The 24,290-nt window shown below is 69.0% G+C and carries 25 protein-coding genes; 14 read left to right on the top strand and 11 right to left on the bottom strand.

Annotation, left to right across the window (positions count from 1 at the left end):
* Nucleotides 1-490 (top strand): MarR family transcriptional regulator (locus tag ACFO0C_RS17100; protein WP_378067623.1); only part of this gene is annotated, 490 nt, incomplete at its 5' end.
* A gap of 123 nt (nt 491-613) precedes the next feature.
* Here ACFO0C_RS17100 and ACFO0C_RS17105 read toward each other — a convergent pair.
* The 3 genes from ACFO0C_RS17105 to ACFO0C_RS17115 all read right to left on the bottom strand — a co-directional run bounded on the left by ACFO0C_RS17105 (nt 614) and on the right by ACFO0C_RS17115 (nt 2,551).
* Nucleotides 614-1,111 (bottom strand): 2'-5' RNA ligase family protein, encoded by a 498-nt coding sequence (locus ACFO0C_RS17105; protein ID WP_378067624.1) that lies wholly within the window; start codon nt 1,109-1,111, stop codon nt 614-616.
* 5 nt (nt 1,112-1,116) lie between these two features.
* Nucleotides 1,117-1,659: a histidine phosphatase family protein gene (locus ACFO0C_RS17110; RefSeq protein WP_378067625.1), complete on the bottom strand. Its 543-nt coding sequence runs from the start codon at nt 1,657-1,659 to the stop codon at nt 1,117-1,119.
* A gap of 73 nt (nt 1,660-1,732) precedes the next feature.
* Entirely contained in the window at nt 1,733-2,551 is an 819-nt protein-coding gene (locus ACFO0C_RS17115) for a hypothetical protein (RefSeq protein WP_378067626.1), read from the bottom strand.
* 279 nt (nt 2,552-2,830) lie between these two features.
* Between ACFO0C_RS17115 and ACFO0C_RS17120 the strand changes: the two genes are divergently transcribed.
* From ACFO0C_RS17120 to ACFO0C_RS17155, 8 genes are all read left to right on the top strand, one after another.
* Nucleotides 2,831-4,123, top strand: a complete 1,293-nt coding sequence (locus ACFO0C_RS17120; RefSeq protein WP_378067627.1) for an ABC transporter substrate-binding protein — start codon at nt 2,831-2,833, stop codon at nt 4,121-4,123.
* Entirely contained in the window at nt 4,120-5,028 is a 909-nt protein-coding gene (locus ACFO0C_RS17125) for a carbohydrate ABC transporter permease (RefSeq protein WP_378067628.1), read from the top strand. Before ACFO0C_RS17120 ends, ACFO0C_RS17125 begins: the two co-directional genes overlap by 4 nt.
* A 3-nt stretch (nt 5,029-5,031) precedes the next feature.
* Complete coding sequence (locus ACFO0C_RS17130) at nt 5,032-5,838, top strand: carbohydrate ABC transporter permease (RefSeq protein WP_378067629.1); 807 nt, start codon at nt 5,032-5,034, stop codon at nt 5,836-5,838.
* A gap of 8 nt (nt 5,839-5,846) precedes the next feature.
* Nucleotides 5,847-7,721: a glycoside hydrolase family 127 protein gene (locus tag ACFO0C_RS17135; RefSeq protein ID WP_378067630.1), complete on the top strand. Its 1,875-nt coding sequence runs from the start codon at nt 5,847-5,849 to the stop codon at nt 7,719-7,721.
* A gap of 75 nt (nt 7,722-7,796) precedes the next feature.
* A complete protein-coding gene (locus ACFO0C_RS17140) occupies nt 7,797-10,250 on the top strand; it encodes a beta-L-arabinofuranosidase domain-containing protein (RefSeq protein WP_378067631.1) in 2,454 nt (817 codons plus the stop codon).
* A gap of 15 nt (nt 10,251-10,265) precedes the next feature.
* Entirely contained in the window at nt 10,266-10,598 is a 333-nt protein-coding gene (locus ACFO0C_RS17145; protein ID WP_378067632.1) for a hypothetical protein, read from the top strand.
* 180 nt (nt 10,599-10,778) lie between these two features.
* Complete coding sequence (locus ACFO0C_RS17150) at nt 10,779-11,318, top strand: hypothetical protein (RefSeq protein WP_378067633.1); 540 nt, start codon at nt 10,779-10,781, stop codon at nt 11,316-11,318.
* 8 nt (nt 11,319-11,326) lie between these two features.
* Nucleotides 11,327-11,719, top strand: a complete 393-nt coding sequence (locus ACFO0C_RS17155) for a hypothetical protein (RefSeq protein WP_378067634.1) — start codon at nt 11,327-11,329, stop codon at nt 11,717-11,719.
* A 28-nt stretch (nt 11,720-11,747) separates the two neighbouring features.
* Here ACFO0C_RS17155 and ACFO0C_RS17160 read toward each other — a convergent pair whose 3' ends face one another.
* Nucleotides 11,748-12,206, bottom strand: a complete 459-nt coding sequence (locus tag ACFO0C_RS17160; protein WP_378067635.1) for a hypothetical protein — start codon at nt 12,204-12,206, stop codon at nt 11,748-11,750.
* Between the two features lie 212 nt (nt 12,207-12,418).
* Between ACFO0C_RS17160 and ACFO0C_RS17165 the strand changes: the two genes are divergently transcribed.
* Entirely contained in the window at nt 12,419-12,856 is a 438-nt protein-coding gene (locus tag ACFO0C_RS17165) for a hypothetical protein (RefSeq protein WP_378067636.1), read from the top strand.
* A gap of 76 nt (nt 12,857-12,932) precedes the next feature.
* On the top strand, nt 12,933-13,406 hold the full coding sequence (locus tag ACFO0C_RS17170) for a hypothetical protein (RefSeq protein WP_378067637.1): 474 nt from the start codon (nt 12,933-12,935) through the stop codon (nt 13,404-13,406).
* A 65-nt stretch (nt 13,407-13,471) separates the two neighbouring features.
* Here the strand turns inward: ACFO0C_RS17170 and ACFO0C_RS17175 are convergent, their stop codons facing one another.
* The 5 genes from ACFO0C_RS17175 to ACFO0C_RS17195 form a co-directional block, all read right to left on the bottom strand.
* On the bottom strand, nt 13,472-14,233 hold the full coding sequence (locus ACFO0C_RS17175; protein WP_378067638.1) for a 3-hydroxyacyl-CoA dehydrogenase: 762 nt from the start codon (nt 14,231-14,233) through the stop codon (nt 13,472-13,474).
* A gap of 89 nt (nt 14,234-14,322) precedes the next feature.
* Entirely contained in the window at nt 14,323-14,925 is a 603-nt protein-coding gene (locus ACFO0C_RS17180) for a TetR/AcrR family transcriptional regulator (RefSeq protein ID WP_378067639.1), read from the bottom strand.
* 31 nt (nt 14,926-14,956) lie between these two features.
* Nucleotides 14,957-15,790 (bottom strand): carbohydrate ABC transporter permease, encoded by an 834-nt coding sequence (locus ACFO0C_RS17185; protein ID WP_378067640.1) that lies wholly within the window; start codon nt 15,788-15,790, stop codon nt 14,957-14,959.
* Between the two features lie 2 nt (nt 15,791-15,792).
* On the bottom strand, nt 15,793-16,761 hold the full coding sequence (locus tag ACFO0C_RS17190) for a carbohydrate ABC transporter permease (protein ID WP_378067674.1): 969 nt from the start codon (nt 16,759-16,761) through the stop codon (nt 15,793-15,795).
* A gap of 14 nt (nt 16,762-16,775) precedes the next feature.
* Entirely contained in the window at nt 16,776-18,038 is a 1,263-nt protein-coding gene (locus tag ACFO0C_RS17195) for an ABC transporter substrate-binding protein (RefSeq protein ID WP_378067641.1), read from the bottom strand.
* Between the two features lie 221 nt (nt 18,039-18,259).
* Between ACFO0C_RS17195 and ACFO0C_RS17200 the strand changes: the two genes are divergently transcribed.
* On the top strand, nt 18,260-19,807 hold the full coding sequence (locus ACFO0C_RS17200; protein WP_378067642.1) for a class I SAM-dependent methyltransferase: 1,548 nt from the start codon (nt 18,260-18,262) through the stop codon (nt 19,805-19,807).
* Here ACFO0C_RS17200 and ACFO0C_RS17205 read toward each other — a convergent pair.
* Entirely contained in the window at nt 19,804-20,187 is a 384-nt protein-coding gene (locus ACFO0C_RS17205; RefSeq protein ID WP_378067643.1) for an ankyrin repeat domain-containing protein, read from the bottom strand. The genes ACFO0C_RS17200 and ACFO0C_RS17205 overlap by 4 nt on opposite strands.
* 99 nt (nt 20,188-20,286) lie before the next feature.
* On the opposite strand from ACFO0C_RS17205, the gene ACFO0C_RS17210 reads away from it, so the two are divergent.
* Together ACFO0C_RS17210 and ACFO0C_RS17215 are read left to right on the top strand one after the other, a co-directional pair.
* Entirely contained in the window at nt 20,287-20,610 is a 324-nt protein-coding gene (locus ACFO0C_RS17210) for a YciI family protein (RefSeq protein WP_378067644.1), read from the top strand.
* On the top strand, nt 20,607-21,836 hold the full coding sequence (locus ACFO0C_RS17215; protein ID WP_378067645.1) for an RNA polymerase sigma factor: 1,230 nt from the start codon (nt 20,607-20,609) through the stop codon (nt 21,834-21,836). Before ACFO0C_RS17210 ends, ACFO0C_RS17215 begins: the two co-directional genes overlap by 4 nt.
* Before the next feature lie 6 nt (nt 21,837-21,842).
* Here the strand turns inward: ACFO0C_RS17215 and ACFO0C_RS17220 are convergent, their stop codons facing one another.
* The gene (locus ACFO0C_RS17220) at nt 21,843-24,119 is read right to left on the bottom strand and encodes an RNA polymerase sigma factor (protein WP_378067646.1); all 2,277 of its coding nucleotides are present in this window, start codon (nt 24,117-24,119) and stop codon (nt 21,843-21,845) included.
* Nucleotides 24,120-24,290 lie beyond the last annotated feature (171 nt).

The raw sequence follows: 24,290 nt of genomic DNA on the forward strand, positions 1-24,290 counted from the left end.
CCGGCCGCCGGGCCGGGACAGCGAGGCGGTCGAGGAGTATGAGGAGACGCTGACGACCGTGCTCATAGCCTCGGGTGTCTCCCGGATGAGCGCCCGCGTGCTGACCTGCCTGTTCGTCACCGACTCGGGCAGCCTCACAGCGGCCGAGCTGGCCCGGCGCATGCAGGTCAGCCCCGCCTCGGTGTCGAAGGCGATCGCGTTCCTGGAGAGTCAGAGCCTGGTCCGGCGGGAGCGCGACGAGCGCCGCCGCGACCGTTACATCGTCGACGACGAGCTCTTCTACCAGGCGACCATCGCCAGCGCCCGGGCCAACGACCAGCTCGTCGCCGTCGCCCGCCAGGGTGCGGCGGTGCTGGGCGCCGACTCGCTCGCCGCGGCCCGTCTGGAAAACGTGGCCCGCTTCCTGGATTTCATCAGCGAGAGCATCACCCGCGCCGCCGACCAGGCCCGCGCCGTCCTACGGTCCGGCCCGGACGTGTCAGGACGTTGAGCAGACCCGCCAGTCGTCCCCGATCTTCCACCACATGAACACGACGACGGCGAATATGAAGGGCGGCGGATTGGTGTCATCGCGGGAGGCCGCGGCCAGATCCTAAGAGGACCGGGCCAGGCGTCACAGCACCTCGACCAGGCGGCCCGACGCGGCCACCGCGTGAATCGGGAGGGTGAAGCCGGAGACGACGTCGATGACCACCGCCCGATCGGTCACCCCGGTCGCGAGGGTGCAGTGCGGCACCAGCGCGTCGGGCCGGTAGTACGGCCAGACACCCTCGACGATCGGCTCGATGGCCTCGTGGACCTGCCGGTGCAGGGCCAGCAGCCGCTGCGAGGGGACGACGCCGAGAAAGGCGACCGACTCGTCGGTGAGGAAGAAGCCGAGGTTCGCCAGCGGGAGGGACAGCCCGGCGACGTCGGCGAGCATCGGCCGGAGCACGTCGGAGACCGTTGAGGCATCACCGTGCTCGAAGACGGACAGCGACACATGGGGGTGGCGGCCCGATCCGGGCCGGCTGCCGAGCGAGCCGACGCCGTGCGCGTCGAGCGCCGCCCAGATATGCCTGACCAGCCGGTCGGAGTGTTCGTCGAGGAAGAGCTCGATGGCGAAGGGCATGGCGGTCAGACTTTCACGGTCCCGGTGGAGAGGTCGACGTCGATCAGATCGGGCAGGCGCAGGCGCGCCCAGAAGTACCCGGGCCGCAGCGGGAACCTGCTGGCCAGCCACAGGGTCACCGCGAGCCCGTGTGTTCCGATGACCAAGGTTTGACCTGCCGGGAAGGCAAGACCGGCATGGTGTGCGACACCCGCGTCAAACCGTGCGACAGCGTCCGCGTGACGTTCCCACCCGTCCATGGGCGCGCCTTGGACGTAGGCCTGGGCAGTCGCGCGGTAGACGTCCGGATCGGACCATTCATGCGGACGGCGTACCTCCGCGAAGGAGGAATCGGCCCGGACTGGCGACGCTGTGGTGACCTGCCGGAGGGTTTCCTGAGCCTTGGGCTCGGTGCTCGCCACCAGGTATGCGTTCGCGGGGATCCGCGGGGCCAGCCGCCGGGCCGCGGTGAGGCCCTCGGCGCCGAGATGCCAGTGCTCGGCCGGAACGTCGGGTTCGATGTGTGGCATGGCGTGCCGGACGAGGAGCAGGCGTGTTCCCGGAATCATGGATCAATGGTGACGCCCGGCCGGCGGGGAAGCCGGCCGGGACGGGTTCACCTACTTGTGGGGGACGGCGCGATCAGTAGCCGTAGCGGCTCTTGAGATGCCGCCACCAGTCGCGGAACATCCAGGCGTCGAACTCGGTGATCGACGCGCTGCTGCCCGCTCTCATGATGAAGTTGCTGACGCCGGACGGGGTCCAGTCGTAGAAGTCGTCGAGACCCCACGTGTGGCCGATCTCGTGCAGCAGGATCGTCATGTCGGCGGTGTTGATGTTGTTCATGAAGTACTCGCGGCCCATCCGCTGGCCCCAGTCGCCGCCCGCGCCGCCGCCGAAACCGTCGGTCAGCCACAGTGACTGGTCGTAGTGGCGGGCGTAGCCGCCGGGGCAGCTGGGGTACTGCCCGTTCTGGTGGAAGAACCGCCCGCACGGGGTGGAGCACTGTGGGGCGTTCTCGCGGATGTCGTTGACGTAGATGTCGACGGAGGTGTCCGTCCACTGGAGCTGTGAGCGGTTGCGGACGGCCCAGCCGACGACCTTGACCGGCACGTCGCCGTACGGCCACGCGTTGTGCCCGACGAGTTCGTCCATCCATTTCTTGTGCTGCCGGGCCAGGGCGGCGTGGATCTGGTCGCGCTGGGCGGCCGTCACCGACGCCGACGAGTCCCAGCGGACGCAGTAGTTGATGTACCCACGGTTGGCCATGATCTGGTCCCAGCCGTAGTTGCGGAACCCGTACAGGTTGCCGTTGTTGTAGGTCTGCTCCTGGTGCTGCCAGACCTGGTTGAGCGGGGTGACCAGGTTGGACGGCGGACTCCAGGTGGCCGGTGCGGCGAGGGCCGCCGAGGCCGGGGTCAGGAAGATCGCCAGCAGCACGGCGATCAATCTCCTTCGCATGGATCCCTCCTTCGAGACATAGCATCGAATCGTTTCGATGTTCGGGCCACGGTGCCTTACGAAACCGTTTTCGGCAAGATGTCCTACGCGTTACCAAATAGATCCATGTGAGCGGCCGCCACGCCGCGGACCCCTTGACAGGGCGTTTGCTGGAGTATTACGTTCCTGAAAACCTTTTCGGTCCGGCATGGACAGCAGATCTCCCAGCTGGGCTGCGTCTTCTAGGGCAGCCGCTGAAACCTTCCGAAACTTTCTGAAAGCGATTCATGGAGGTATTCCGTGCGAAGAATCCTGGTGTGGACCGCGCTGGCGGCCCTCATGGCCGGGCCACTGGTCGCCTGCTCGTCCTCCGGCAGTCGGAGCGAGGCCCAGGCGCCGACCGGTGCGGGTGTCGACGGTGTGGACGACGGGTCCGAGCTGACCCTGTGGACCCGGGCGCCGCTCGAGCTCCAGGCCAAGGCCCTGGTCGACGCCTACAACAAGTCGCACAAGAACCAGGTGAAGCTGACCATCGTCCCGAACGACGACTACGTGGCGAAGGTCGGCGCCGCGGCCGGCAGCGGTGACCTGCCGGACCTGTTCGCCGCCGACATCGTCTACGTGCCGAACTGGACCGAGGCGGGCCTGTTCTCCGACCTCACCGAGAGCATCGCCAAGCTGCCCTACGCGGACGAGATCAACCAGGGGCACCTGGCCGCCGGCACGCACGAGGGCAAGAAGTACGTGCTCCCGTTCGTCCTGGACCTGTCGGTGATCTTCTGGAACAAGGCGCTCTACAAGGAGGCCGGTCTCGACCCGGAGAAGGGTCCGACCACACTCGACGAGTTCAAGCAGCAGGCCCTGGCCGTGCAGAACCTGAAGAAGGCGGACACCTACGGCACCTACTTCGGCGGCAACTGCGGTGGCTGCAACGTCTTCACCTGGTTCCCGATGGTGTGGGCCAGCGGCGAGGACGTGATGGACTCCGACGGCAAGAAGTCGCTGCTCAACGGCACCGCTTCGCAGAAGGTCTACAGCACCTGGCGTGACCTGCAGACGGCCGGCGCCATCGCACCCGGCTCGAAGGACGAGACCGGCGCCACCTGGGTCGCCGCGTTCCAGGAGGGCAAGATCGGCGTGATGCCGTACCCGGCGACGCTGCTGCCCACCGCGTCCAAGACGGTCGACGTCGGCGTGACCGGCATCCCGGGCGTCACCGGCGGCCAGTCGACGTTCGTCGGCGGCGACGGCATCGGCATCTCCAAGGACGCCGAGAAGACCCAGCAGGCGTGGAACTTCATGGCCTGGTTGATGTCCGACAAGGCACAGGTCGACGTGCTCGCCGCCGGCAACAGCACGGTCGCCCGCACCGACCTGGCCGACAACCAGTACTCGGCCAAGGACCCGCGGGTCGCCACCATCAACAAGGTCGCCGGCCTGCCGACGAGCAAGACCCCGGTCGCGGTCAACTTCCAGCAGGCGTTCAACGCGCCGGGCAGCCCGTGGGTCACCCTTCTCCGCAACCAGGTGTACGGCGACGCGTCCACCCTGGACAAGGACAACGAGGCCGTCACCCAGGTGCTCGGCCAGTGAGCGTGGCCTCACGGATCAGCATCACCGAGCGGTCCGGCCTGGTCTCCAGGCCGGCCGCCGCCCGGAAGAGGAAGTTGACCGGCTGGGCGTACGCCGCACCCACCGCGCTGTTCGTGCTGATCTTCTTCGTCACGCCGATCCTGCTCGTCGGCCGGATGTCGGTGTCCGACTGGGGCCTGTTCGCCGGCGACCGCGGCCTGAACGCGCCGGCGAACTTCACCGACGTCGTCGAGTACCGCCTGTTCTGGCCGGCGGTCTGGTTCACCGTCAAGTACACCCTGGTCACGACGGTGATCCTGTTGGGCCTGGCCCTGCTGATGGCCCTGATCGTCCAGGAGTCCAGCCGCTGGACCGGGTTCCTGCGCACCTCGTTCCTGGTCCCGAGCGCGCTCGGCCTGGCGTCGGCGTCGCTGCTGTTCTACGCCCTCTACTCACCGCAGAGCAGCCCTTTCGGTTTCCTCGGGGTGTCCTTCCTGGGCACCCCGACGGCGGCGCTGTGGTCGACGGTCGCGCTGATCGTGTGGCGGTTCGCCGGTTTCTACATGCTGCTGCTCCTGGTCGGGTTGCAGGGCATCCCGGCCGACGTGTACGAGGCGGCCCGGCTGGACGGTGCCGGCCGCTGGCAGACGTTCCGGTACGTCACCCTGCCGCTGCTGCGGTCGTCGATCGCGCTGTGCACGATCCTCTGCGTCACCGGGTCGATGCTCGCGTTCGACCAGTTCTACCTGCTCACCAAGGGTGGGCCGGACAACAGCACCCTGACCGTCGTCCAGCTGATCTACAACTTCGCGTTCTTCGGCGGCAACGACCTGGGCCGCGCCGCCGCGCTGTCGATCATGCTGCTGGCCGCCCTGCTCATCGCCAACGTCCTGCAGTTCCGGGGACTGCGCGGGAAGGAAGGGTGACGCGTGTTCCGTACCCCTCAGAAGGTTTTGACCGGCGGTCTCGCCCTGTTGTTCCTGTTCCCGCTGCTCTGGGCGAGCGTCGCCTCGGTGAGCCCGCAGGCCGGTTCGGCCCAGATCGACGGCTGGGGTTTCGGCAACTACCGGACTCTCGCCGCCTACCAGGCGGGTGTCGGCCAGTATCTGCTGAACTCGACGGCGGTGTCGCTGATGACGGTGGCGTTCACGCTGGTCGTGTCGCTGCTCGGCGGCTACGCGTTCGCCCGGTTCCGGTTCCCCGGCCGTGACGTGCTGTTCCTGGTCACGCTGGCGATCCTGATGGTGCCCTACGCGACCCTGCTCATCCCGCTGTACGTGCTGCTCAACCAGCTCGGCCTGCAGGACTCGCTGCTCGGCCTGGCGCTGGTGCTCACCATGTTCCAGCTGCCGTTCGCGACGTTCATGATGCGGATCTCGTTCGAGTCGGTGCCGACGGACCTGTCCGAGTCGGCGCAGGTCGACGGCTGCGGCAGCCTGCGCACCCTGCTGTACGTGCTGGTCCCGGCGGTCAAGCCGGGCCTGATCACGGTCGGCCTGTTCGCCTTCCTGGCCGCCTGGAACGACTTCATCACCCCGCTCGTACTGATCAGCGACTCGGCGAAGATGCCGCTCCCGCTGGCCGTGGCGAACATGCGCCAGCAGGTGATGGGGATCGTCGACTACGGCGCGACCGAGGCCGGCGTGGTGGTGCTCGCGCTGCCCTGCGTCGTCCTGTTCCTCGCACTCCAACGGCACTACGTCCGCGGTTTCATGTCCGGCGCACTCAAGGGCTGATGATTCACATGACGATCGACGAAACACTGGCCACCGCTGTGTCCGGAACACCGGTGGCACCCACTCGTGGCCGGCTGCGGCCGCTCGGCGTGGGCGAGGTGACGCTGCGGCCCGGCTTCTGGAAACAGCGCCAGGACACCAACTCGGCCCGCACCTTGAGCCACATCGAGCACTGGCTGGAGAAGGCCGGCTGGCTCGCCAACTTCGACTTCCAGGAGCGGCGGGGGCGGGAGTTCGCCGACACCGAGGTCTACAAGTACCTGGAGGCGCTGGCCTGGGAGTACGGCCGGACCCGCGACCCGGACATCGACAACCGCTACCGGACGATCGTGCGTCGGGTCGTCGCGGCCCAGGAACCGGACGGCTATCTCAACACCAAGTACGGCCGTCCCGGCCAGCCACCCCGCTACAGCGACCTGGAATGGGGCCACGAGCTCTACTCGTTCGGCTACCTGATCCAGGCCGCGGTGGCCCGGGCCCGCACCTACGGCCCGGACGAGCTGCTCGACGCGGCGATCCGGGCCGCCGACCACGTGTGCGCCGAGTTCGGTCCGGAGGGCCGCAACGGGATCTGCGGCCACGCCGAGATCGAGCTCGCGCTGGTCGAGCTGTACCGGCTGACCGGGGTCCGCCGGTACCTCGACCAGGCCCGTCTGTTCGTGGAGCGGCACGGTCACGGGACGCTCGCCGACATCGAGTTCGGCCGGTCCTACTTCCAGGACGACATGCCGGTCCGCGACGCCGACGTGTTCCGCGGGCACGCCGTCCGGGCCACCTATCTGGCGGCCGGCGCGGTGGACGTGGCGGTCGAGACCGGTGACGGTGCGCTGCTCGACGCGGTGACCCGGCAGTGGCGCAACACCGTCGCCCGGCGTACCTACCTCACCGGCGGCATGGGTTCCCGGCACCAGGACGAGGCGTTCGGTGAGGATTTCGTGCTCCCGCCGGACCGGGCCTACAGCGAGACGTGCGCCGGTGTCGGGTCGGTGCTGCTGTCGTGGCGGCTGCTGCTGGCGCACGGCGACCCGCGGTACGCCGACCTGATCGAGCGGACCCTGTTCAACGTCATCGCCACCTCGCCCGGCGACGGCGGCGACCGCTTCTTCTACACCAACACGCTGCACCAGCGGACCCTCGGCGCCGAGCCGCCGGCCGACGTGCAGGTGCCGCGGGCCGCCTCCAACCTGCGCGCGCCGTGGTTCGACGTGTCGTGCTGCCCGACGAACCTGGCCCGCACCTTCGCGAGCCTCGCCGCCTACGTCGCGACCGTCGACGACGACGGGGTGCAGATCCACCAGTACGCCTCGGCCACCATCCGGACCGGCGCCCACCACCTGGAGATCGACACCGCCTACCCGGCCGACGGCCTGGTCACGATCCGGATCGTCGCCGGGCCGGACACCCCGTGGACGCTCAGTCTGCGCGTTCCGGCCTGGGCGTCGGGGGCCACTCTGGACGGTCTGCCGATCAGCCGCGGTCTCGTCCAGGTCCGCCGCCGTTTCACGGCGGGAGAGGTCCTGCGGTTGCGGCTTCCGGTTCAGCCGCGGCTGGTCACGGCAGACGACCGGATCGATGCGGTACGGGGTACCGCCGCCGTGGAACGCGGACCGGTCGTCTACTGCCTGGAGTCGGTCGACGTGCCACCGCACGTGGCGTTCGACGCGTTGCGCCTCGACCCGGCCGCCGTACCGGTGGATGCCGACGGCACCGTCGTGGTGAGTCTGCGGCCGGCCGCGAGCGAGGACCACGACTGGCCGTACCGCCCCGCGGCCCCGGCGGGCGACGCCGCATCGCTGCGGGTGCCCCTCCACCCCTATCACCGGTGGGCGCGCCGCGGCCCGTCCACCATGCGCGTCTGGATCCCCCTGACCCCCGAGAGGTGAGTCCGCCAGATGTCCGACACCCCGATCAGCCGGCGACTCTTGCTACAGGGGAGTGCCGCCGCCACGGTGGCGACCATGATCTCCGCTCAGCCGGCCGACGCCGCCCCGAAGAAGTGCGCCACCGTCAACGGCCTGCCCGTACCTCGCTCCTGGCGGGCCGTCCCGTTCTCGCTGAACCAGGTCGACCTGGGCCCCAGCATCTTCACCGAGAAACGTGACCGGATCCTGGCCTACGCCCGCGCCTACCCGGCCGACCGGATCCTGTCCAACTTCCGGGCCGCCGCCGGGCTGGACACGCTCGGCGCGCAACCGCCGGGCGGCTGGGACGACGCGACCGGCAACCTGCGCGGCCATTACAGCGGCCACTTCCTGTCGATGCTGGCGCAGGCGTGGGCCGGCACCGGTGAGGCGGTCTTCAAGGAGAAACTCGACCAGATCGTCACCGGGCTGAAGCAGTGCCAGGACGCGTGGACCGGCCAGGTCGGTCTGCCCGGCACCCCGCCACCGCCCGCGACCTGGGCCGGCGGTGGGCTGGAGCTGTCCGGCGACGGCCATTACGTGGGCCTGCCGGATGCCACGATCGACGGCCTGACCAGCGCGACGATCGTGATCCGGTTGCGGATCGACGAGCTGCGCACCTGGTCGCGGGCATTCGACTTCGGCGTCGGCACGGCCGTCAACATGTTCCTGACCGTCCACGACGGCACCGGCCCACGCTTCGCGATCACCACCTCGGGCAGCGGCGGCGAGCAGCGCATCCCGGTCGCCACGCCGCTGCCGGTCGGCGAGTGGGTGACCCTCGCCGTCACGCTGGACGGGCAGGTCGGCACGCTGTATGTCGACGGTGTCGCGGCCGGCACCAACCCGGCGATGACGCTGACCCCGGCCGCTCTCGGTGCCCCGAAGAACAACTGGATCGGGCGCTCCCAGTACGGCGACGCCGGCCTGAAAGGGGTCGTCGACGAGTTCCACCTGTTCGACCGTGCGCTGACCGCCGAGGAACTGGCCACCGCGACGGGGAACCTGGCCTGGTACCGGTTCGACGAGACGGCCGGGACCACTGTCGGCGACTCGTCCGGCCGGGGCTGGGACGCCGCCGTCGTCACCGGTGCGGGCGGCCCGCCCGGCCCGAGTCACGCCGGGTTCCTGGCCGCCTACCCCGAGACCCAGTTCATCCAGCTCGAACAGTATGTGACCTACCCGGCGATCTGGGCGCCATACTACACCTGCCACAAGATCATGCGCGGGCTCCTGGACGCGCACACCCTGACCGGTAACGCGACAGCTCTGGACGTGGCCAGGGGTATGGGGGAGTGGGTGCACTCCCGGCTCAGCAAGCTCACGCGTGAGCAGCTGGACCGGATGTGGTCGCTCTACATCGCCGGGGAGTACGGCGGCATGAACGAGGTGATGGCCGACCTGGCCGCTCTCACCGGTGACCGGACGTTCCTCACCACCGCCGCCTACTTCGACAACACGAGACTGCTCGCCGACTGCGCGGCCGGCACCGACACCCTCGACGGTAAACACGCCAACCAGCACATCCCGCAGTTCCTCGGCTACCTGCGGATGTTCGAGCAGGGCGCGAGCGGTGACTACCGGGCGGCCGCCGCGAACTTCTACGACATGGTGGTCCCGCACCGCACCTACGTGCACGGCGGAACGGGTCAGGGCGAGGTGTTCCGCAAGCGGGACGTGATCGCGGGCAGCATCGTGACCGACACCAACGCGGAGACGTGCGCGGCGTACAACATGCTCAAGGTGGCGCGGAACCTGTTCGCCCTGACCCCGGACGCACGGTTCTTCGACCACTACGAGCGGACCCTGGTCAACCAGATCCTCGGATCGCGGCGCGACGCCGACAGCACCACCGATCCGCTGGTCACCTACATGCTTCCGGTCGGTCCCGGCGTGCGGCGCGGCTACGGCAACATCGGCACCTGCTGCGGCGGCACCGGCCTGGAGAACCACACCAAGTACCAGGACGCTGTCTGGTTCCGATCACCCGACAACGGCACCCTGCACGTCAACCTCTACATCGCCTCCACGCTGCGCTGGGCCGAACGGGGCGTCACGGTCGCCCTGGCCGGCGACTATCCCAGGTCACCCACCTCGACCCTGACGATCACCGGACGGGCGCGGTTCGATCTGCGGCTGCGGGTCCCGGCGTGGGCGCGGCAGGACTTCACCATCAAGATCAACGGCAAAGCTCAGAGGGTACGGGTGACCGAGAACGGTTACGTCAGCCTCCACCGGGACTGGCGTACCGGCGACCGGGTCGAGGTCACCTTCCCGTTCCGCCTGCACGTCGAGCAGACCGTCGACGACCCGTCACTGCAGGCGCTGCTCTACGGCCCGCTCACCCTGGTCGCCAAGTCCACCGCGACCGGTCACCTGCCGATCGCCGTGGATCCCACCACCGCGGCGCCCGGGCCCCGCCCCCTCACCTTCACCCTCGGCGACGTCCTGTTCGAGCCGCTCCTGCTCGGCGACAACGCCAGCTATCACACCTATTTCCGCCGTACCTGAGAGGTGTCTCCGTTCATGCCGACACCCCGCTCCATAACCGGTTTCACCGCCGCTCTCCTCCTGCTCACGACACTCGCCCCGGTCGCCGCGCACGCGGCCCCGAACACGAACACCCCCTACCCCGTGTTCAAGGGCGACGCGAATCCGGTTCCCGACGACCGCACCGGCTACCACACCCGTAACCAGCTCCAGGCGATCTTCGAGGCCGACGTCGCCGCCCGAGCCGGTAGCGCACCGGGCCAGGACTTCTGGATCGACCGCATGCTCGCGCGGACCGGCAACCAGCCGGGCGGCTCCAACGGCGACGCCAACCAGCACCTGTTCAGCCGGGCCGGGTCGCGTTCATGAAGACCCACCAGCCCGGTGTCCTCGGGTTCGGTGGGAAACTCGCCTACATCGAGTCGCTGGCCACGAGCGGCTACACGATCACGGCCGCGATCGGCGGGACCGAGACGGCGCTCACCGAGGACCCGGCCCAGCGCAGGCAGACACCCAGCTACTGGCTACAACCGGTGGTGGGTGCAGAACGTGCCCTATCTGGACAGCCCGGAGGACAACATCGACAAGACGTTGTTCTACCGGTGGTGGCTGATGCGCTACAACTTCCTCGACGCCGACCTGCCCGGCAACGACTACCAGTTCCCGACCTCGATGGAGGGAGTGCTGGGCTACAACAACGCGATCGTCCTGACCGTCGGCATGTTCGTCGACGACCTCAAGTACTTCCGCGATCCGTCCTGGTCCTACGGGCCGTGGCTGTCCGCCGGCGAGGTCGCCAAGAGCGGCAAGTACGTGGACAACCCGGGTGACCCGGCGAACTGGTCGAACAGCTACACCCAGTACATCTCCGAGGCGGCGTGGCGGTCCTACCAGCTGCACGGCGGGCCGGCGTCGGTCGCCCGCAACCTCGCGGTCACCCCCGGTGACCATCCGGCGGGGATCGCCGCGTCCGTCGCAGGCACCCAGGGCACGGTGCAGATCGAGAGCCGGGTCGGCTTCCGGTTGCTGCTGCGCGCGTCCGGCACCCTCCGGCCGGCGGTCACCGCCGACCGGATCACCATGCGGTAGGACCGGACGTGGAACCCGTTCCAGCCCAGGTCACCTACACGGCGGCGAACACCGGGAACGTACGCCTCGACGTTCCCGGCACCGCGGCGGTCTCCTCCCTGGCCGGCACGCGCGAGGCCCTGCTCGCCGCCGGCGAACTGCTCCCGGGCGGCACCCGTGACGAGTCGGCACGCATCGACGGCGTGTGGGGCCTGGGCCGGCTCGTCACGACGGTGACCCTGACACCGCCCAGCGCCCCACTGGTGACCGCCTCGATCACCGCGTGGGTGATGCCGTGGCCCCAGTTGCTCGTCGCCGCGGCCGCCGTCCTGCCGGTACTGGCCTGGCGCCTGCGCCGCCGGCACCTCCGGTCGATGCTGGCCAGGGCCCGCGAGGAGGGCCGCCGGTCGGCGAGCCGTTGACACAGTGGATCGCGCTGAGACTCCGTCGTCAGTCGTAGATGTCGATGTTCGCCACGGGCTTCCTGCCCCTCGGTGAGCCGGTCGCCGTGCAGGTCAACGTACTCGGCGCGTCACACGTGAACTCGTTGTCCGTCCGCGTGTCCGGATCATTCCAATAGACGGTCACGGAGCCCTCACTCGTCAAGTACGTGACGGTTCCCCCGGTGCCGCCCTCCTCGTCGGTCGATGCCGTTTCCATTCGGCCCACACCGTCGGCGGAAATCTCCTCCGGCGGGCTTGAAGTCCATTCTCCGTAGGTGACTTGGGAATGGATGAGCGTCATCAGGAGATCGGTGTGGTTCTTGATGATGACCTTGGTGGTGAACTCGCCTGGTTCGGCCGGTCCGGCGAAAGAAACACCAGGTAGACCGGTTACGAGTGTCGCGGTCGCAAGCACGGTGGCCCCTGCGGCGCGCATCTTCGAGGATTGGGATCGGATTGTTTTCATGTGACAAACTCCCGCTACGGGCGTCATGAATATCGGCGCGACAACTGTCGCCTTGGCCGGGCCGTTGTCGAGTATTGCTTATGCGGGTCGGGCGGCCTGCTGGAACTGAAGAACCGGAAAGTTCTGATCTTATTGCTCCGGCGGGGATCCGTTTCGCCGGAACGTGGGGTGCGATGTCCGTCGATCGGACGCGGCGCATTAGCCTCGCTGTCATGGTGGCTGAGGCGGCGGGGCGGTTCCGGCGGACCCCGATCGAACGGTCCGACCAGCGTGTGTCCTGGGAACGCACTGATCAGGCCTTCTTCGCCGCGGGAGCGTGTCACATCCTCGCCGCGGTCTGCCGGGAGACCTACCCGGACCGGGCGATCGGGCTGACGGCGATGTTCATGGCCGGCGAGGAACATCCTTCCCACGTCTACGCGACGTGGGAGGGGTGGGCGTTCGACTTCTCCGGATGGAGTTCCGAACCCGAACTGCTGACGGTCAATGCCGACTTCGAGGGCCGTCCGATCCGGAGCGCCGAGATCGCCGGAGAGCTGACGGACTTCTGCGAGCGGCATCACCATCGTCTGCCGCACCAGTACTGGCGGGATCCGCTGCCACGAGCCCGCGACTACCTGGCTCGGTTCGCGCCACCGTGGACCGGCTGATCGTGCCGGCTCCCGCCAGCCCCGTCAGCGGTAAACGGGATGCGGGTTCCGGGTGGCTCTGTGATGCTGACTCGCCATGAGCGTCGAGCGCCGGCCGGAGCGGTTCCGGGATCCTCTCGTGGGGCTGTATTCGCTGGCGGAGCAGGACATCGACGTCGTGTGCCCGCGCTGTTCCGCGCGGGCGGTGATCAGCGCCCAGCCGCACGACGGTCTGACCGTGCTCTCCTGGCCGCGCCGCCTCGTCTGTCCGACCTGCACGCATTCCGCGTGGTGGGAGTCGAAGGGGAACTATTCGAGCTGGGGCGGGCCGATTGATCCGTTCTTCCGGCTTCCCCTGTGGCTCCGCGCGAGCTGCCGCAACGGGCGCACGCTGTGGGCGTTCAACGAGGCGCACCTGACGCTGCTGGAGGACTTCGTCACCGCCCGGCTGCGGGAGCGGACCCCGGATGGGTACCACCAGACGCTGGTCGAGCGCCTTCCCGCCTGGTTGAAGTCGGCGAAGAACCGCGACGAGGTGCGCCGCGTCATCAGCCGCATGCGGGCGGCCTAGACAGTCACTGTCCGGAAATGCCCGCCGCCAACGTTGGCGTGGCCTGCCACGGCGGCGGAGGCCCGTCAGCGCGGCGCCATCCGGATGGCACCGTCGAGGCGGATGGTCTCGCCGTTGAGCATCGGGTTGCGGACGACGGCCAGGGCCAGGTCGGCGAACTCGGACGGCTTGCCGAGACGGGCCGGGTGCGGGACCTGGGCGCCGAGTGACGCCTTGGCGTCCTCGGGCAGGCCGGCCAGCATCGGGGTCTCGAACAGGCCGGGGGCGATCGTGACGACCCGGATCAGTGACTGGGCGAACTCACGGGCGATCGGCAGGGTCATCGCGGCCACGCCGCCTTTGGAGGCCGAGTACGCCGCCTGGCCGATCTGCCCGTCGAAGGCCGCGACCGACGCCGTGTTGACGATGACGCCACGCTCGCCGTCGACCGGCTCGGCGCGGGCGATGCGCTCGGCGGCCAGGCGGATCACGTTGAACGTGCCGATCAGGTTGACCTCGATGGTGCGCCGGTAGAGATCGAGGGGGAACGGGCCGGACTTGCCGACGACCCGGGCGGCGGTGCCGACTCCGGCGCAGTTGACCGCGACCCGCAACTGCCCCAGCGCGTCGGCGGCGTCGAGGGCGGCGGTCACCGACTCCTCGCTCGTCACGTCGGCGGGGGCGAAGACGGCGCCGCCGATGCTCTCGGCGATCGCCTTGCCGTCGGATGAGGGCAGGTCGACGATGACGACCTTGGCGTCCTCGGCGGCGAGCGCCCGCACGGTGGCGAGGCCGAGGCCGGACGCGCCACCGGTGACGAGCGCGACGTCGTTGTTGGTCAGTCTCACGGCGGGATCCCTTCGCAGTCCGGCCGCGCGGAGCAGGCCGGTCGGGTCGAGTCTCGCCGTCGGCACGAAAACAGTCAAGCCTGTCTGTTTCACGCGAGCAGGGCGTGCCGGGCGATCTCCTTCCAGTGCTCCAGCATCGGCTCGGTCCGCGGATCCCTCGTGTCGAAGGCGTAGCTGAGTGCCGTACCCCGCATGCTCGTGAAAAGCACCGGACGGACCGGGAGGTAGAGGGGGCGGCCGACCAGATCGGGCCCGAAGAGCTGGTCCATCCGCTCGCGGATGGCCCGGCCGAGCCGCCGCTCGGCCGGCCCGATCGCCTCGGCCAGCGCCGGCTCGGTCCGGGCGGCGACCCACAGCTCGGTCGCCGCCCAGAAACTCGGCTCCTGGAAACTGGCCCACAGGCAGTCGACGACCACGGCGATCCGCTCACCGGGCCCGGACGCCTCGGCGATCCGCGAGGTGAGCGGGCCCGGCACCGGCGCCTCCAGCCGCGCGGCGAAGATGTGGTGCGCCGCCGCGACGAGCAACTCCTCCTTGGACGGGAACTGGTGCAGCATCCGGCCCCGCGACATGCCCGCCTCGGCCTGGATCGACATCGTGCTGGTCCGGGCGTAGCCGTCGCGCAGCAGGCAGGTGACGGCGGCGTCGAGGATCCGCGAGCGGGACTCAAGGCTCCGGGCCGAGGTGGTCATGGTGGCGAGAATACCGGTCAGAGGTGACTGTTCAGCCCTTGACCGCCCCCGTCAGGCCACCGACGATCCGGCGTTCGAACAGGCTGAAGAACACCAGCGCCGGAATCATCGACAGCGAGGTGAACGCGAGCACCTTCGCGGTGTCCACCGAGTACTGCGAGGCGAACGCCTGCACCCCCAGCGGCAGCGTGAACGCTTCCTGGTCGTTCAGGATGAACAACGGCAGCAGGTAGCTGTTCCAGCTGTTGACGAACGCCAGGATGCCGACGGTGATCAGGCCCGGCACCGACAGCGGCAGCACCATCCGCCAGAAGAAGCCGAGCCGGCCGAGGCGGTCGATGGCGGCTGCCTCCTCGAGCTCCCTCGGGATCGCCTGGAGGAACGGCACCAGGATGATGACCGTCGTCGGCAGGCTGAAGGCGATCTGCGGCAGGATGATGCCGGGCAGGGTGTTCACCAGTCCCAAGTTCTTGATCAGGACGTACAGCGGGGTGATCGCGACTGTGGGCGGGAACATCAGCCCGGCCGCGAACAGCGCGTACATCGCACCCCGCCCCCGGAAGTGGTAACGGGCCAGTACATAGCTGGCCATCACCCCCAGCGTGACGACACCGGCCGTGGTGATCACCGCGACGATCGTCGAGTTGGTGACCTGGAGCCAGAAGGTGTCACCGGTCAGGACGTCGGCGTAGTTGCCGAACTGCCACGGGTCCGGCAGGCCGGCGGGATCGGTGGTGATCTGCGAGTTGGTCCGGAAGCCCCCGATGATGATGTAGACGACCGGGCCGAGCATGACACCGATGAGAGCGAGCGCGACGGCGTAGACGACCGGATTGCCGCTCCGCGTCTGGGTGGCCGTGGCCATGTCTACCGTCCTCCGGTGAGCGCGCCCTGGGTGTCCCGGCGCAGTACGAGACGCTGGTACACGAGCGCGATGATCATCGAGATGATGAAGAGCACGACCGCCACCGCGTTGCCGTACCCGTAGTTGCCGGCGTTGCGGCCCTCGGAGACCATGTACGTCGCCATGGTCGACGTGCCGGCGGTCGAGGCGACGTACTGGCCCCAGATGATGTAGACCAGATCGAACAGCTGCAGCGCGCCGATGACCGACAGGAAGCCCCAGATCCGGATGGTCGGCCCGAGCAGCGGAAGGGTGATCCGCCACTGGGTCTGCCAGTACGAGGCGCCGTCCATCGCGGCGGCCTCGGACAGTTCCTCCGGGATGTTCTGCATGCCGGCCAGGAACAGGATCACCGCGAACCCGACGTACTTCCAGGTCAGGATGAGCATGAGCGTCCAGATGGCGATGGCCGGATCGGCCAGCCAGTCCTGGGCCAGCCCGTCCAGGCCGATCGACCGCAGGATGCCGTTGACCGCGCCCTCGGACTGCAGCAGCAGGGCCCACGCCGTACCGACGATCACCTCGGAGATCACGTACGGGACGAAGATCAGCACGCGGACGATCGACTGGCCCCGCATCTTCTGGTTGAGGAGCAGGGCCAGGCCGAGCGCGATCGGGCCCTGGAGGACGAGCGACAGCACCACGATCTGGGCGTTGTGCCACAGCGCCTCGTGGAACAGCTTGTCCTGCAGGATGGTGACGTAATTGTCGAGCCCCACGAAATTGGTCGGTGGACCGAATCCCTTCCACCGGTAGAAACCGTAGTAGGCGGCCAGCAGGACCGGGGTGATCACGAAGCCGACGAACATCAGGATGGCCGGGCCGGACAGCGCCACGATCTCGAGGCGCTGAGCCCAGCCGATGCCGCGCCGGCGGGGCCGGGCCGGAGGCGGCGCCGCGACGCCACCCCCGTCCCGGACTCGGGTGCTCAGGGAGACCAAGCCACTCAGCCCTTCTTGGCTGCGTCGTTGACGGCCTGGAGAATCCCGGCGACGTCGCCCTTACCGGCGAGCAGGTTCACCACACCGACGTTGAGGGCGTTGCCGACGTTCTGCCCGTAGATCGTGTCGAGCCACTGCGACACGTACGGCGCCTTGTTGTAGGCGTCGAGAACCGCCTTCAGGTAGTCCTCGGTGACCGCGCCCTGCGCCTCCTTGCTGACCGGCAGCGCGTTGAACGCCTTGTAGTAGCCCTCCTGCACGTCCTTGGTCAGGATGTAGTTGAGGAAGTCGGCGCACTCCTTCGGCGCCTGCGCCGAGCAGGAGTAACCGTCCGCGCCACCCATGATCGCGGCCGGGTCTCCCTGGCCGCCCGGCACCGCGGGGAACGGGAAGTAGCCCAGGTCGGGCAGCGGCTTGGCGTCCTTGGTCAGCGACGCGATGACACCCGGGTCCCAGGCGCCCATCAGCTCCATGCTCGCCTTGTAGTTGGCCACCAGACCGGCCGAGCTGCCCGCGCCCTGCTGCGCCGACGTGGTCAGGAATCCCTCGTTGAACGGTTTGGTGTCGGCGAACGCCTTGAGGTCCTCACCGGCCTTGGTCCAGCACGCGTCGGTGAACGTCTTGTCCTTGGCGGCGGCGTCGAGCGCGGCCGGGCTGCACGCGCGCAGGGCGAAGAAGTAGTACCAGTGGGCGGCCGGCCAGGCGTCCTTGGCGCCGAGGGCGATCGGCGTGCCGTTGGCCTTGAGCTTGCCGACCGCGGTGTTGAGCTCCTCCAGCGTGGCCGGGGGAGTGGTGACACCGGCCTTCGCGAAGACGTCCTTCGAGTACCAGAGACCCCCGGGCAGGATCGACACGGGTACGGAGTACGCCTTCCCGTCGACTTGCCCGGTCTTGAGGGCCGCCTCCCCGACGGCCTGTTTCGTCGCGTCGGTGATGTCGGCGGTGATGTCCTTGAGCTGGCCGGCCTCGACCATCGCGGCCATCTTGCCGCCACCGCGCTGGAGGAAGATGTCCGGCGCGGAACCGGAGTTCAGCGCGGTCTGGAGCTTGCCGTCGAGGTCCTCGTTCTGCACCTGCTGAATCTTGATCTTGACGTTCGGGTGGGCCGTCTGGAAATCGGCGACCGTCTTCTCCCAGAACGCCTTACCGGGCCCGGTCGTCGCGTTGTGCCACAGCTGCATCTCGACGTTGCCGCCATCGTTGCCGGTGGAGCTGTCGTCGGTGCAGGCGGTCAGTCCCAGGGCGCTGAGCGCCACCGCGACGGCCATCGCAAGGGTCCTTCTGGGTGCCACGAAACCCCACCTCATCACTATCGAAAGTTTCGGAGTGTTTCCGGAAGATGTCGCTCAAAATATGGAGCGGCAAACGTGGATGTCAAGACGTCACCCGACGCGGAAGTAGCGGGACAGGAATAACTCACGGCTACCGATAATTATCGGAAGTTACGATCAGTGCCGCACTTCCACCGCGCGGCGCCCGGCAGACCGGTATGCTCCGAGATCGTCCGAGCCATGGGGTGATCCACATCGACTTCGTGCTGTTTCCCGGCCGCCACCACCTGCTGACCACGTTCCAGGCCGAGTACCTTCACCGGCTCGCCGCCGGCAGCGGGGCCACCATCGTGTGGGCGGTGACGTCGGCCAACCACGAGAACACCCGCCGCAACCCCGTCCCGTACCACCGTCGGGAAGCCGCCATCGAGCGGTTCAGCCTGGTCAGCGGCCTGCGGTCACTGGTCGTGCCGGTCTTCGACACCGCGCCCACGGACGCGTTCGCCGAGGTCACGCTCAAGAGCATCGCGGTGGCCACCGGCATCGACCTCACCCCGGCCGGCACCGTCGTCGCCTGTTCGACGCCGGAGGTGGCGAAACTCTACGAGCGGATCGGCTTCCCGATCGCGCTGGTCGAGGCGGACCCCGAGTTGCGTACGGCACCGGAGCGCCCGTGGGACGTCCTGCTCCGGCTGGCCGCCGGCGACGACACGTGGCGCAAACTCGCCCACCCCGCGACCATCGACGTCTACGAGCGGTACCGGCTCGCCGACACGGTCCGTACCGTCGTCAACGACCCGCTCGTCGGCGACGAGGGCGGACTCACCGCGACCCGCGACTACCGGACGTACGTCGAAGCTTTCGCCGACGCCGCCGAGCGCAAGTGGACCGCCGTCCGCCGGCACGTCCGGCCCGGCCGGATCGTCGACATCGGCTGCGGCGCGGGAGCGGTCCTGGAACTCGCCGACCGCGAACCCGGCCTGCACGAGAGCGACCTGATCGGCGTCGAGGTGGCCCGCCACCTGTACTCCGAGTGCGTCCACAAGAAGGCACAGGGCGTGTTCCGCAACGCCAACGTGTACTTCTACCACCGCAACGTCCTCGGTGGCGCGATCTTCGCGGACCGCTCGGTGGACACCACGCTCACCTTCGCGCTCACCCACGAGATCTGGTCGTACGGCCGGCAGCGCGAGTCGCTGCTCCAGTTCGCCGGCCGCATCTTCGACCACACCGCACCCGGCGGCGTGTGGATCAACAGCGACGTCTGCGGGCCCGAGGACCGCCGCCGGACGGTGCTGCTGCGGCTGGCCACCGACGACGGCGACAACCCCGCCGAACCGCGGCGTGATCTCGACACTCTCGACTCGCAGCGGATCAGGCGGTACGTCGCGGGCCTGTCCACCCGGGCCCGGCTGGACCAGTTCGCGGCCGATTTCGCGTTCCCGTTCACCTTCGAGGCCGTCGGCGACGACACCGTCCGGCTGGAGCTCGGCGCCGCCATGGACTTCCTGACCCGCAAGGACTACGTCGACAACTGGCTGTCCGAGACCCGCGAGCAGTTCTGCGGCCTGTCCTTCGCCGAGTGGTCCGACCTGCTCACCGAGGTCGGTTTCACCCTCGACCCGGCGTCCACCCCGATCCGCAACGACTGGATCATCGACAACCGGATCGCCCCGGTCGCCTCCCTGACCGACGTCGACGGCACCCCGCTCGACTGGCCCGGCACCCACCTGCTCGTGGTGGCCCGCCGGCCCCACAACAGCTAGCGCAGGAGGGCGGCCATCTCCGGGAGCCGGAAGTAGTCGGCGGTGGCCAGCGCGGACGGGGTGCCGCCGTCCGGGTCGGCGCCGGCCGCCAGCAGCGTCATCACGGTCACCGGGTTCTGCCGGAACACCGCCGCCGACAGGGCGGTCTGGCCCCGGTCGTTCACCCGGTTCGGGTCGGCGCCGTTCGTGAGCAGGGCGTCGACGGTGTCCGGGTGGTCGTGGTACGCGGCCAGGATCAGCAGGGTGTCGCCCCGGTCGTTCGTCAGGTTCGCCGGCAGACCGGCGGTGACGTTGGCGATCAGCTCGGGCGTGTGGCCGAACCGGGCCAGGTCGAACATGCGATGGGCGTACGCGATCGTCTCTTCATCCAACGGGGTCACGGGGTAACCGGTACCCGCAACGTCGGGCCGGAAATCCCGCCGGCGGTGTCGGATCGAGGTCGCGGCGTTCGTAGCAGAGGTGACAGACGGGAGATGGGTATGCGATACCTGGTTTCGGTCATCGACGACAAGAGCAATTCCGGCACGGAGAGTGAGATGGTCGCGATCGACGCCTTCAACGAACGGGTGCGGGCCGACGGGCACTGGGTGTTCGCCGGAGGCCTCGCCCACCCGGGGACGGCCACGGTCATCGACGGGCGGGGCGCCGAACCGGTCTTCACCGACGGACCGTTCGTCGAGACGAAGGAGTTCCTCGCCGGGTTCTGGGTGTTCGAGGCGCCCGACCTCGACGTGGCACTGCGACTGGCCGCCGACGGGTCGAGGGCCTGCAACCGGCGGGTCGAGGTGCGGCCCTTCCTGTGAGCGATGTCCACGAGGCGGTCACCCGGGCCCACCGCGCCGAATGGGCCCGCATCGTCGCGGGTCTGACCAGGCGATTCGGTGACCTCGACGTGGCCGAGGAGGCTGCGGCCGAGGCGTTCGCCACCGCTGTCGAACGATGGCCGGTCGACGGTGTGCCGCCCGGGCCGGGCGCCTGGCTGACCACCACGGCGAACCGCAAGGCCATCGACCGGATCCGGCGGGAGAGCAAACGCGACGACAAACAGAGGGAGGCCCAGATCTCGTACGACGAGGACCGCCCCGAACCCGTCGGCGCCATCGACGACGAACGACTGCGACTGATCTTCACCTGCTGCCACCCGGCGCTCGCCATGGAGGCGCGGGTCGCGTTGACGCTGCGGATGGTCGGTGGATTGAGCATGCCGGAGATCGCGCGGGCCTTCCTGGTGCAGGAGGCCACCATGGGTCAGCGCATCACCCGGGCCAAAGCCAAGATCAAGGCGGCGCGGATCCCGTACCGGGTGCCGTCGGCCGAGGACCTCCCGGGCCGGCTGGGCGGGGTGCTGGCCGTGCTGTTCCTGGTCTTCAACGAGGGCTATCTCGCTTCCGGACCCGACACCGATCCGGTGCGGACGGAGCTGACCGCCGAAGCCGTCCGGCTGACCCGGCTGATCCGTGGCCTGCTGCCGGACGACGGTGAGGTGGCCGGACTCCTCGCGTTGATGCTGCTCACCGAATCACGCCGGGCAGCCCGTGTGTCGGCGAGCGGTGAGCTGGTGTCGCTGAGCGAGCAGGATCGCGGGGCGTGGGACACCGGGCTCATCGCCGAGGGACACCGGCTCGTGCGGGACCGGATCGCCTCCGGGGTGGCGCCCGGGCGATATCAGATCCTCGCCGCGATCAACGCCGTGCACACGTCGGCGCGGGACGTCCGGGACACCGACTGGTCACAGATCGTGGCGCTCTACGATCAGCTCGTCCGGATCGATCCGTCACCGATCGTCGCGCTGAACCGGGCCGTCGCGGTGGCCGAACTCGACGGTCCCGAGGTGGCGCTGGTCGCCGTCGACCGGCTCGACGAGCGGCTCGATGGCTATCACGCCTTCCACGCGACACGTGCCGACCTGCTGCGCCGAATGGGCCGTAGCGGACAGGCGCGGGAAGCCTACGATCGGGCGATCGCGCTGGCGGGCAACACCGCCGAGACCGCGTATCTCACGCGCCGGCGTGACCAGTTGCGGTCATAGCATTCCCTAGCCTTTCATGACCACCATGGTGATCGTCTTCGTCGTCGGGGACGCCTTGCCGCGGCTGCGGTAGTCGGGGGCCTTGTCGACGAACGGCCAGGCCAGCGAGCCATCGGCGAGGGGGACCAGGTCGCCGCCGACCTGGACGCCGAGTTTGCGGGCCTTCCCGGCCGGTGCGCCGGCGGCGGTGAGAACCTGGCCGTAGGTGCCGGTGTAGCGGCCGTCGCAGACACCCGCGCTGCATCCGGTGACGTCGACCTGATCCCAGACGGCGAACGCGTTCTTCCCATAGCGGCCGATCCGCACGTTCACGTGATCATAAGCGGACGTGTTGGTGAGGTAGCGGATCGCGCGCGTCGATGGGTCGGTCGTCAGGGTCACGGCCGCCGAGTCCTTGTCGTCGAGAGCGGTCACGGCGACGTTGTGGTTCTTCCAGCGGGCGGTGACCAGATATCCGTAGTCGTCGGCCGGGTCGGGGGAGGCCTTGGACCAGCCGCGCGACTGCCAGGCGAGCAGATACCGTCCGTCACTGAAACGAACGAGGTTGCTGTAACTGCCCCCGTCGCCGCCGAACGGTTCGGCGCAGTATCCGGCGACGCATTCGGCGTGGTCGAGGCGGTCTGCGCCGGGCCGGGGGAAGCCGATGCCGGTGTTGAGGAACAGGCCGTCCTTCCAGTCGTTGGCGCACACCGACGCGAACGGCGGCCTCTTCTCGGCGGCCAGCGCGATGCCGGTGTTGTGGCTGCAACCCCAGGTCCAGCCGCCCGCCACGGACTGCCCGGCGGCACTACGGTAGGTGAGACGGTCGCCGAAGTGCCCCGACTCGTCACGGACGGCGAAGTAGGCGCCGTAGACCGTCCCGTTCCACGCCAGGTCCCCGACCAGCATCGGCGTCGACGTACTGGCGTCGGTCAGCAGCGACGACCACGCCTGCTTCCCCTCGCGGTAACGGATCAGATAGGCGGCGCTGTCACCGAACGTGTTGCCGTTCGGGTCGGCGCGCCGGGTCAGCAGGGCGAAACCGTCGTCGTGGGCGATCAGGCCGCTCGCTTCCCGGCCGGGCACCACGACGTCGTCACCGCTCCGTCCGAAATCCTTGCCGAGCGGCGTGACGTGCACGTTCTTGCCGTCAGCGGCCAGCCACGCGAGCCATGCGGTGCCGTTCGGCGCGACCGCGAACGGCGTACGCCGGCTGTGCTGCTTCCCGCTGTATCCACCGATCCGATAGGCGAACGGGACCGGCAGACTGATCGTCGTCGTGGTGATCGCGCCCTTGGCGACGGTCGCGGAGGGTGACGGCGTCGGTGTCGGGCTGGGTGCCGCCGCGGCGGATGTCGGCGCGGCCACGACTGCCGGCGGCGTCTCCTGTGGGTCGCGGTCGACGAACACCAGCAGCGCCACCGCCAGCGTGACGACCGCGGAACCAGCCGCGACCAGCTTCCCGGCCTTACCCACCGTGACCGTCTTACCCATCGCGCCCGTCTTGCTCAGCGCGGTGATCCGGGACTTCAGGTCGATCGGGACGGCGATCAGGGCGGCGCTCGCCAGTAACCGCTCGGTGGGGATCAACGCCTTCGCGGCTCCACCGCAGACGTCGCATTCCCTCAGGTGGCGGGCGATGCGTTTGCGCCACAGGGCGCCGGGCACGTCGTCCCAGCCGGCGAGCGCCTCGGTCAGGTCCGGGCAGCGGGCGGGGGCGGCTAGAGCGACCACGATGGTACGGGCGACCTCGAGCTGTTCGCGCATCCGCTGAATCCGGACGCCGGCGTGCGCCACCGAAAGTTCCATGGACTCGGCGACCTCCGCGCGCGTGAGCGCACCGGCCGCCTCCAGCCACCACAGGGCGAGCGTCTCGCGGTGATCGTCGTCCAGCCAGAGGGTGGCCTCGGCGGTCTGGCGACGCTGCGCGGACACGTCGAGTCGCAGCGCCGTCACCGCCGCGAAGTCCGTCCCCGGGTCCGGCTCGTGCAGTTCCTCGTCGAACGGTGCCGTCCGGCTCATCGCCGTGTGCCGCGACCGGTGACGCTCCGTGACCTGGTGGCGGGCGATCGCCATGAGCCACGGCCGGAATCGGGACGGCTCACGCAGTGCCGGCAGATCCCGGACCGCGCGCAGCATCGTCTCCTGGACCACGTCGTCGACATCCGCGTGGCGGCCCAGCATGCGGCCGACGAAGTTGTAGACCAGCGGCAGGTGGTCGGTGACGAGCGCGTTGATCGCCTTCCGGTCACCGGAGCGGGCGGCGACGACGACGTCGGTCTGGATCTGATCAGTGATGGTCATGGCGTGGGCAGGGTACCGCCATCCGCGCTCCCGGCGGCGTTGACGAATGTCTCCCCGAAATCCTGTTACGAGGAGCCTTCCCGTTCCGCCGGGCCCGCTGCCCGGCCGCCGCCCTCGGCCGCTCCTGCCTCGTCGCCGCGAATTCTTTTCGGGAAACCTGTTATGCCGTCG

This window comes from Actinoplanes subglobosus (assembly GCF_042650585.1).
Lineage (GTDB): Bacteria > Actinomycetota > Actinomycetes > Mycobacteriales > Micromonosporaceae > Actinoplanes > Actinoplanes subglobosus.

Excerpts from the sequence above, each read along its gene's own strand:
- ACFO0C_RS17105 (WP_378067624.1), bottom strand. The coding sequence starts at position 1,111 with ATGCCCTTCGCCATCGAGCTCTTCCTCGACGAACACTCCGACCGGCTG.
- ACFO0C_RS17110 (WP_378067625.1), bottom strand. The coding sequence starts at position 1,659 with ATGATTCCGGGAACACGCCTGCTCCTCGTCCGGCACGCCATGCCACAC.
- ACFO0C_RS17115 (WP_378067626.1), bottom strand. The coding sequence starts at position 2,551 with ATGCGAAGGAGATTGATCGCCGTGCTGCTGGCGATCTTCCTGACCCCG.
- ACFO0C_RS17135 (WP_378067630.1), top strand. The coding sequence starts at position 5,847 with ATGACGATCGACGAAACACTGGCCACCGCTGTGTCCGGAACACCGGTG.
- ACFO0C_RS17140 (WP_378067631.1), top strand. The coding sequence starts at position 7,797 with ATGATCTCCGCTCAGCCGGCCGACGCCGCCCCGAAGAAGTGCGCCACC.
- ACFO0C_RS17145 (WP_378067632.1), top strand. The coding sequence starts at position 10,266 with ATGCCGACACCCCGCTCCATAACCGGTTTCACCGCCGCTCTCCTCCTG.
- ACFO0C_RS17160 (WP_378067635.1), bottom strand. The coding sequence starts at position 12,206 with ATGAAAACAATCCGATCCCAATCCTCGAAGATGCGCGCCGCAGGGGCC.
- ACFO0C_RS17165 (WP_378067636.1), top strand. The coding sequence starts at position 12,419 with ATGGTGGCTGAGGCGGCGGGGCGGTTCCGGCGGACCCCGATCGAACGG.
- ACFO0C_RS17170 (WP_378067637.1), top strand. The coding sequence starts at position 12,933 with ATGAGCGTCGAGCGCCGGCCGGAGCGGTTCCGGGATCCTCTCGTGGGG.
- ACFO0C_RS17180 (WP_378067639.1), bottom strand. The coding sequence starts at position 14,925 with ATGACCACCTCGGCCCGGAGCCTTGAGTCCCGCTCGCGGATCCTCGAC.
- ACFO0C_RS17185 (WP_378067640.1), bottom strand. The coding sequence starts at position 15,790 with ATGGCCACGGCCACCCAGACGCGGAGCGGCAATCCGGTCGTCTACGCC.
- ACFO0C_RS17195 (WP_378067641.1), bottom strand. The coding sequence starts at position 18,038 with ATGGCCGTCGCGGTGGCGCTCAGCGCCCTGGGACTGACCGCCTGCACC.
- ACFO0C_RS17200 (WP_378067642.1), top strand. The coding sequence starts at position 18,260 with ATGCTCCGAGATCGTCCGAGCCATGGGGTGATCCACATCGACTTCGTG.
- ACFO0C_RS17210 (WP_378067644.1), top strand. The coding sequence starts at position 20,287 with ATGCGATACCTGGTTTCGGTCATCGACGACAAGAGCAATTCCGGCACG.
- ACFO0C_RS17220 (WP_378067646.1), bottom strand. The coding sequence starts at position 24,119 with ATGACCATCACTGATCAGATCCAGACCGACGTCGTCGTCGCCGCCCGC.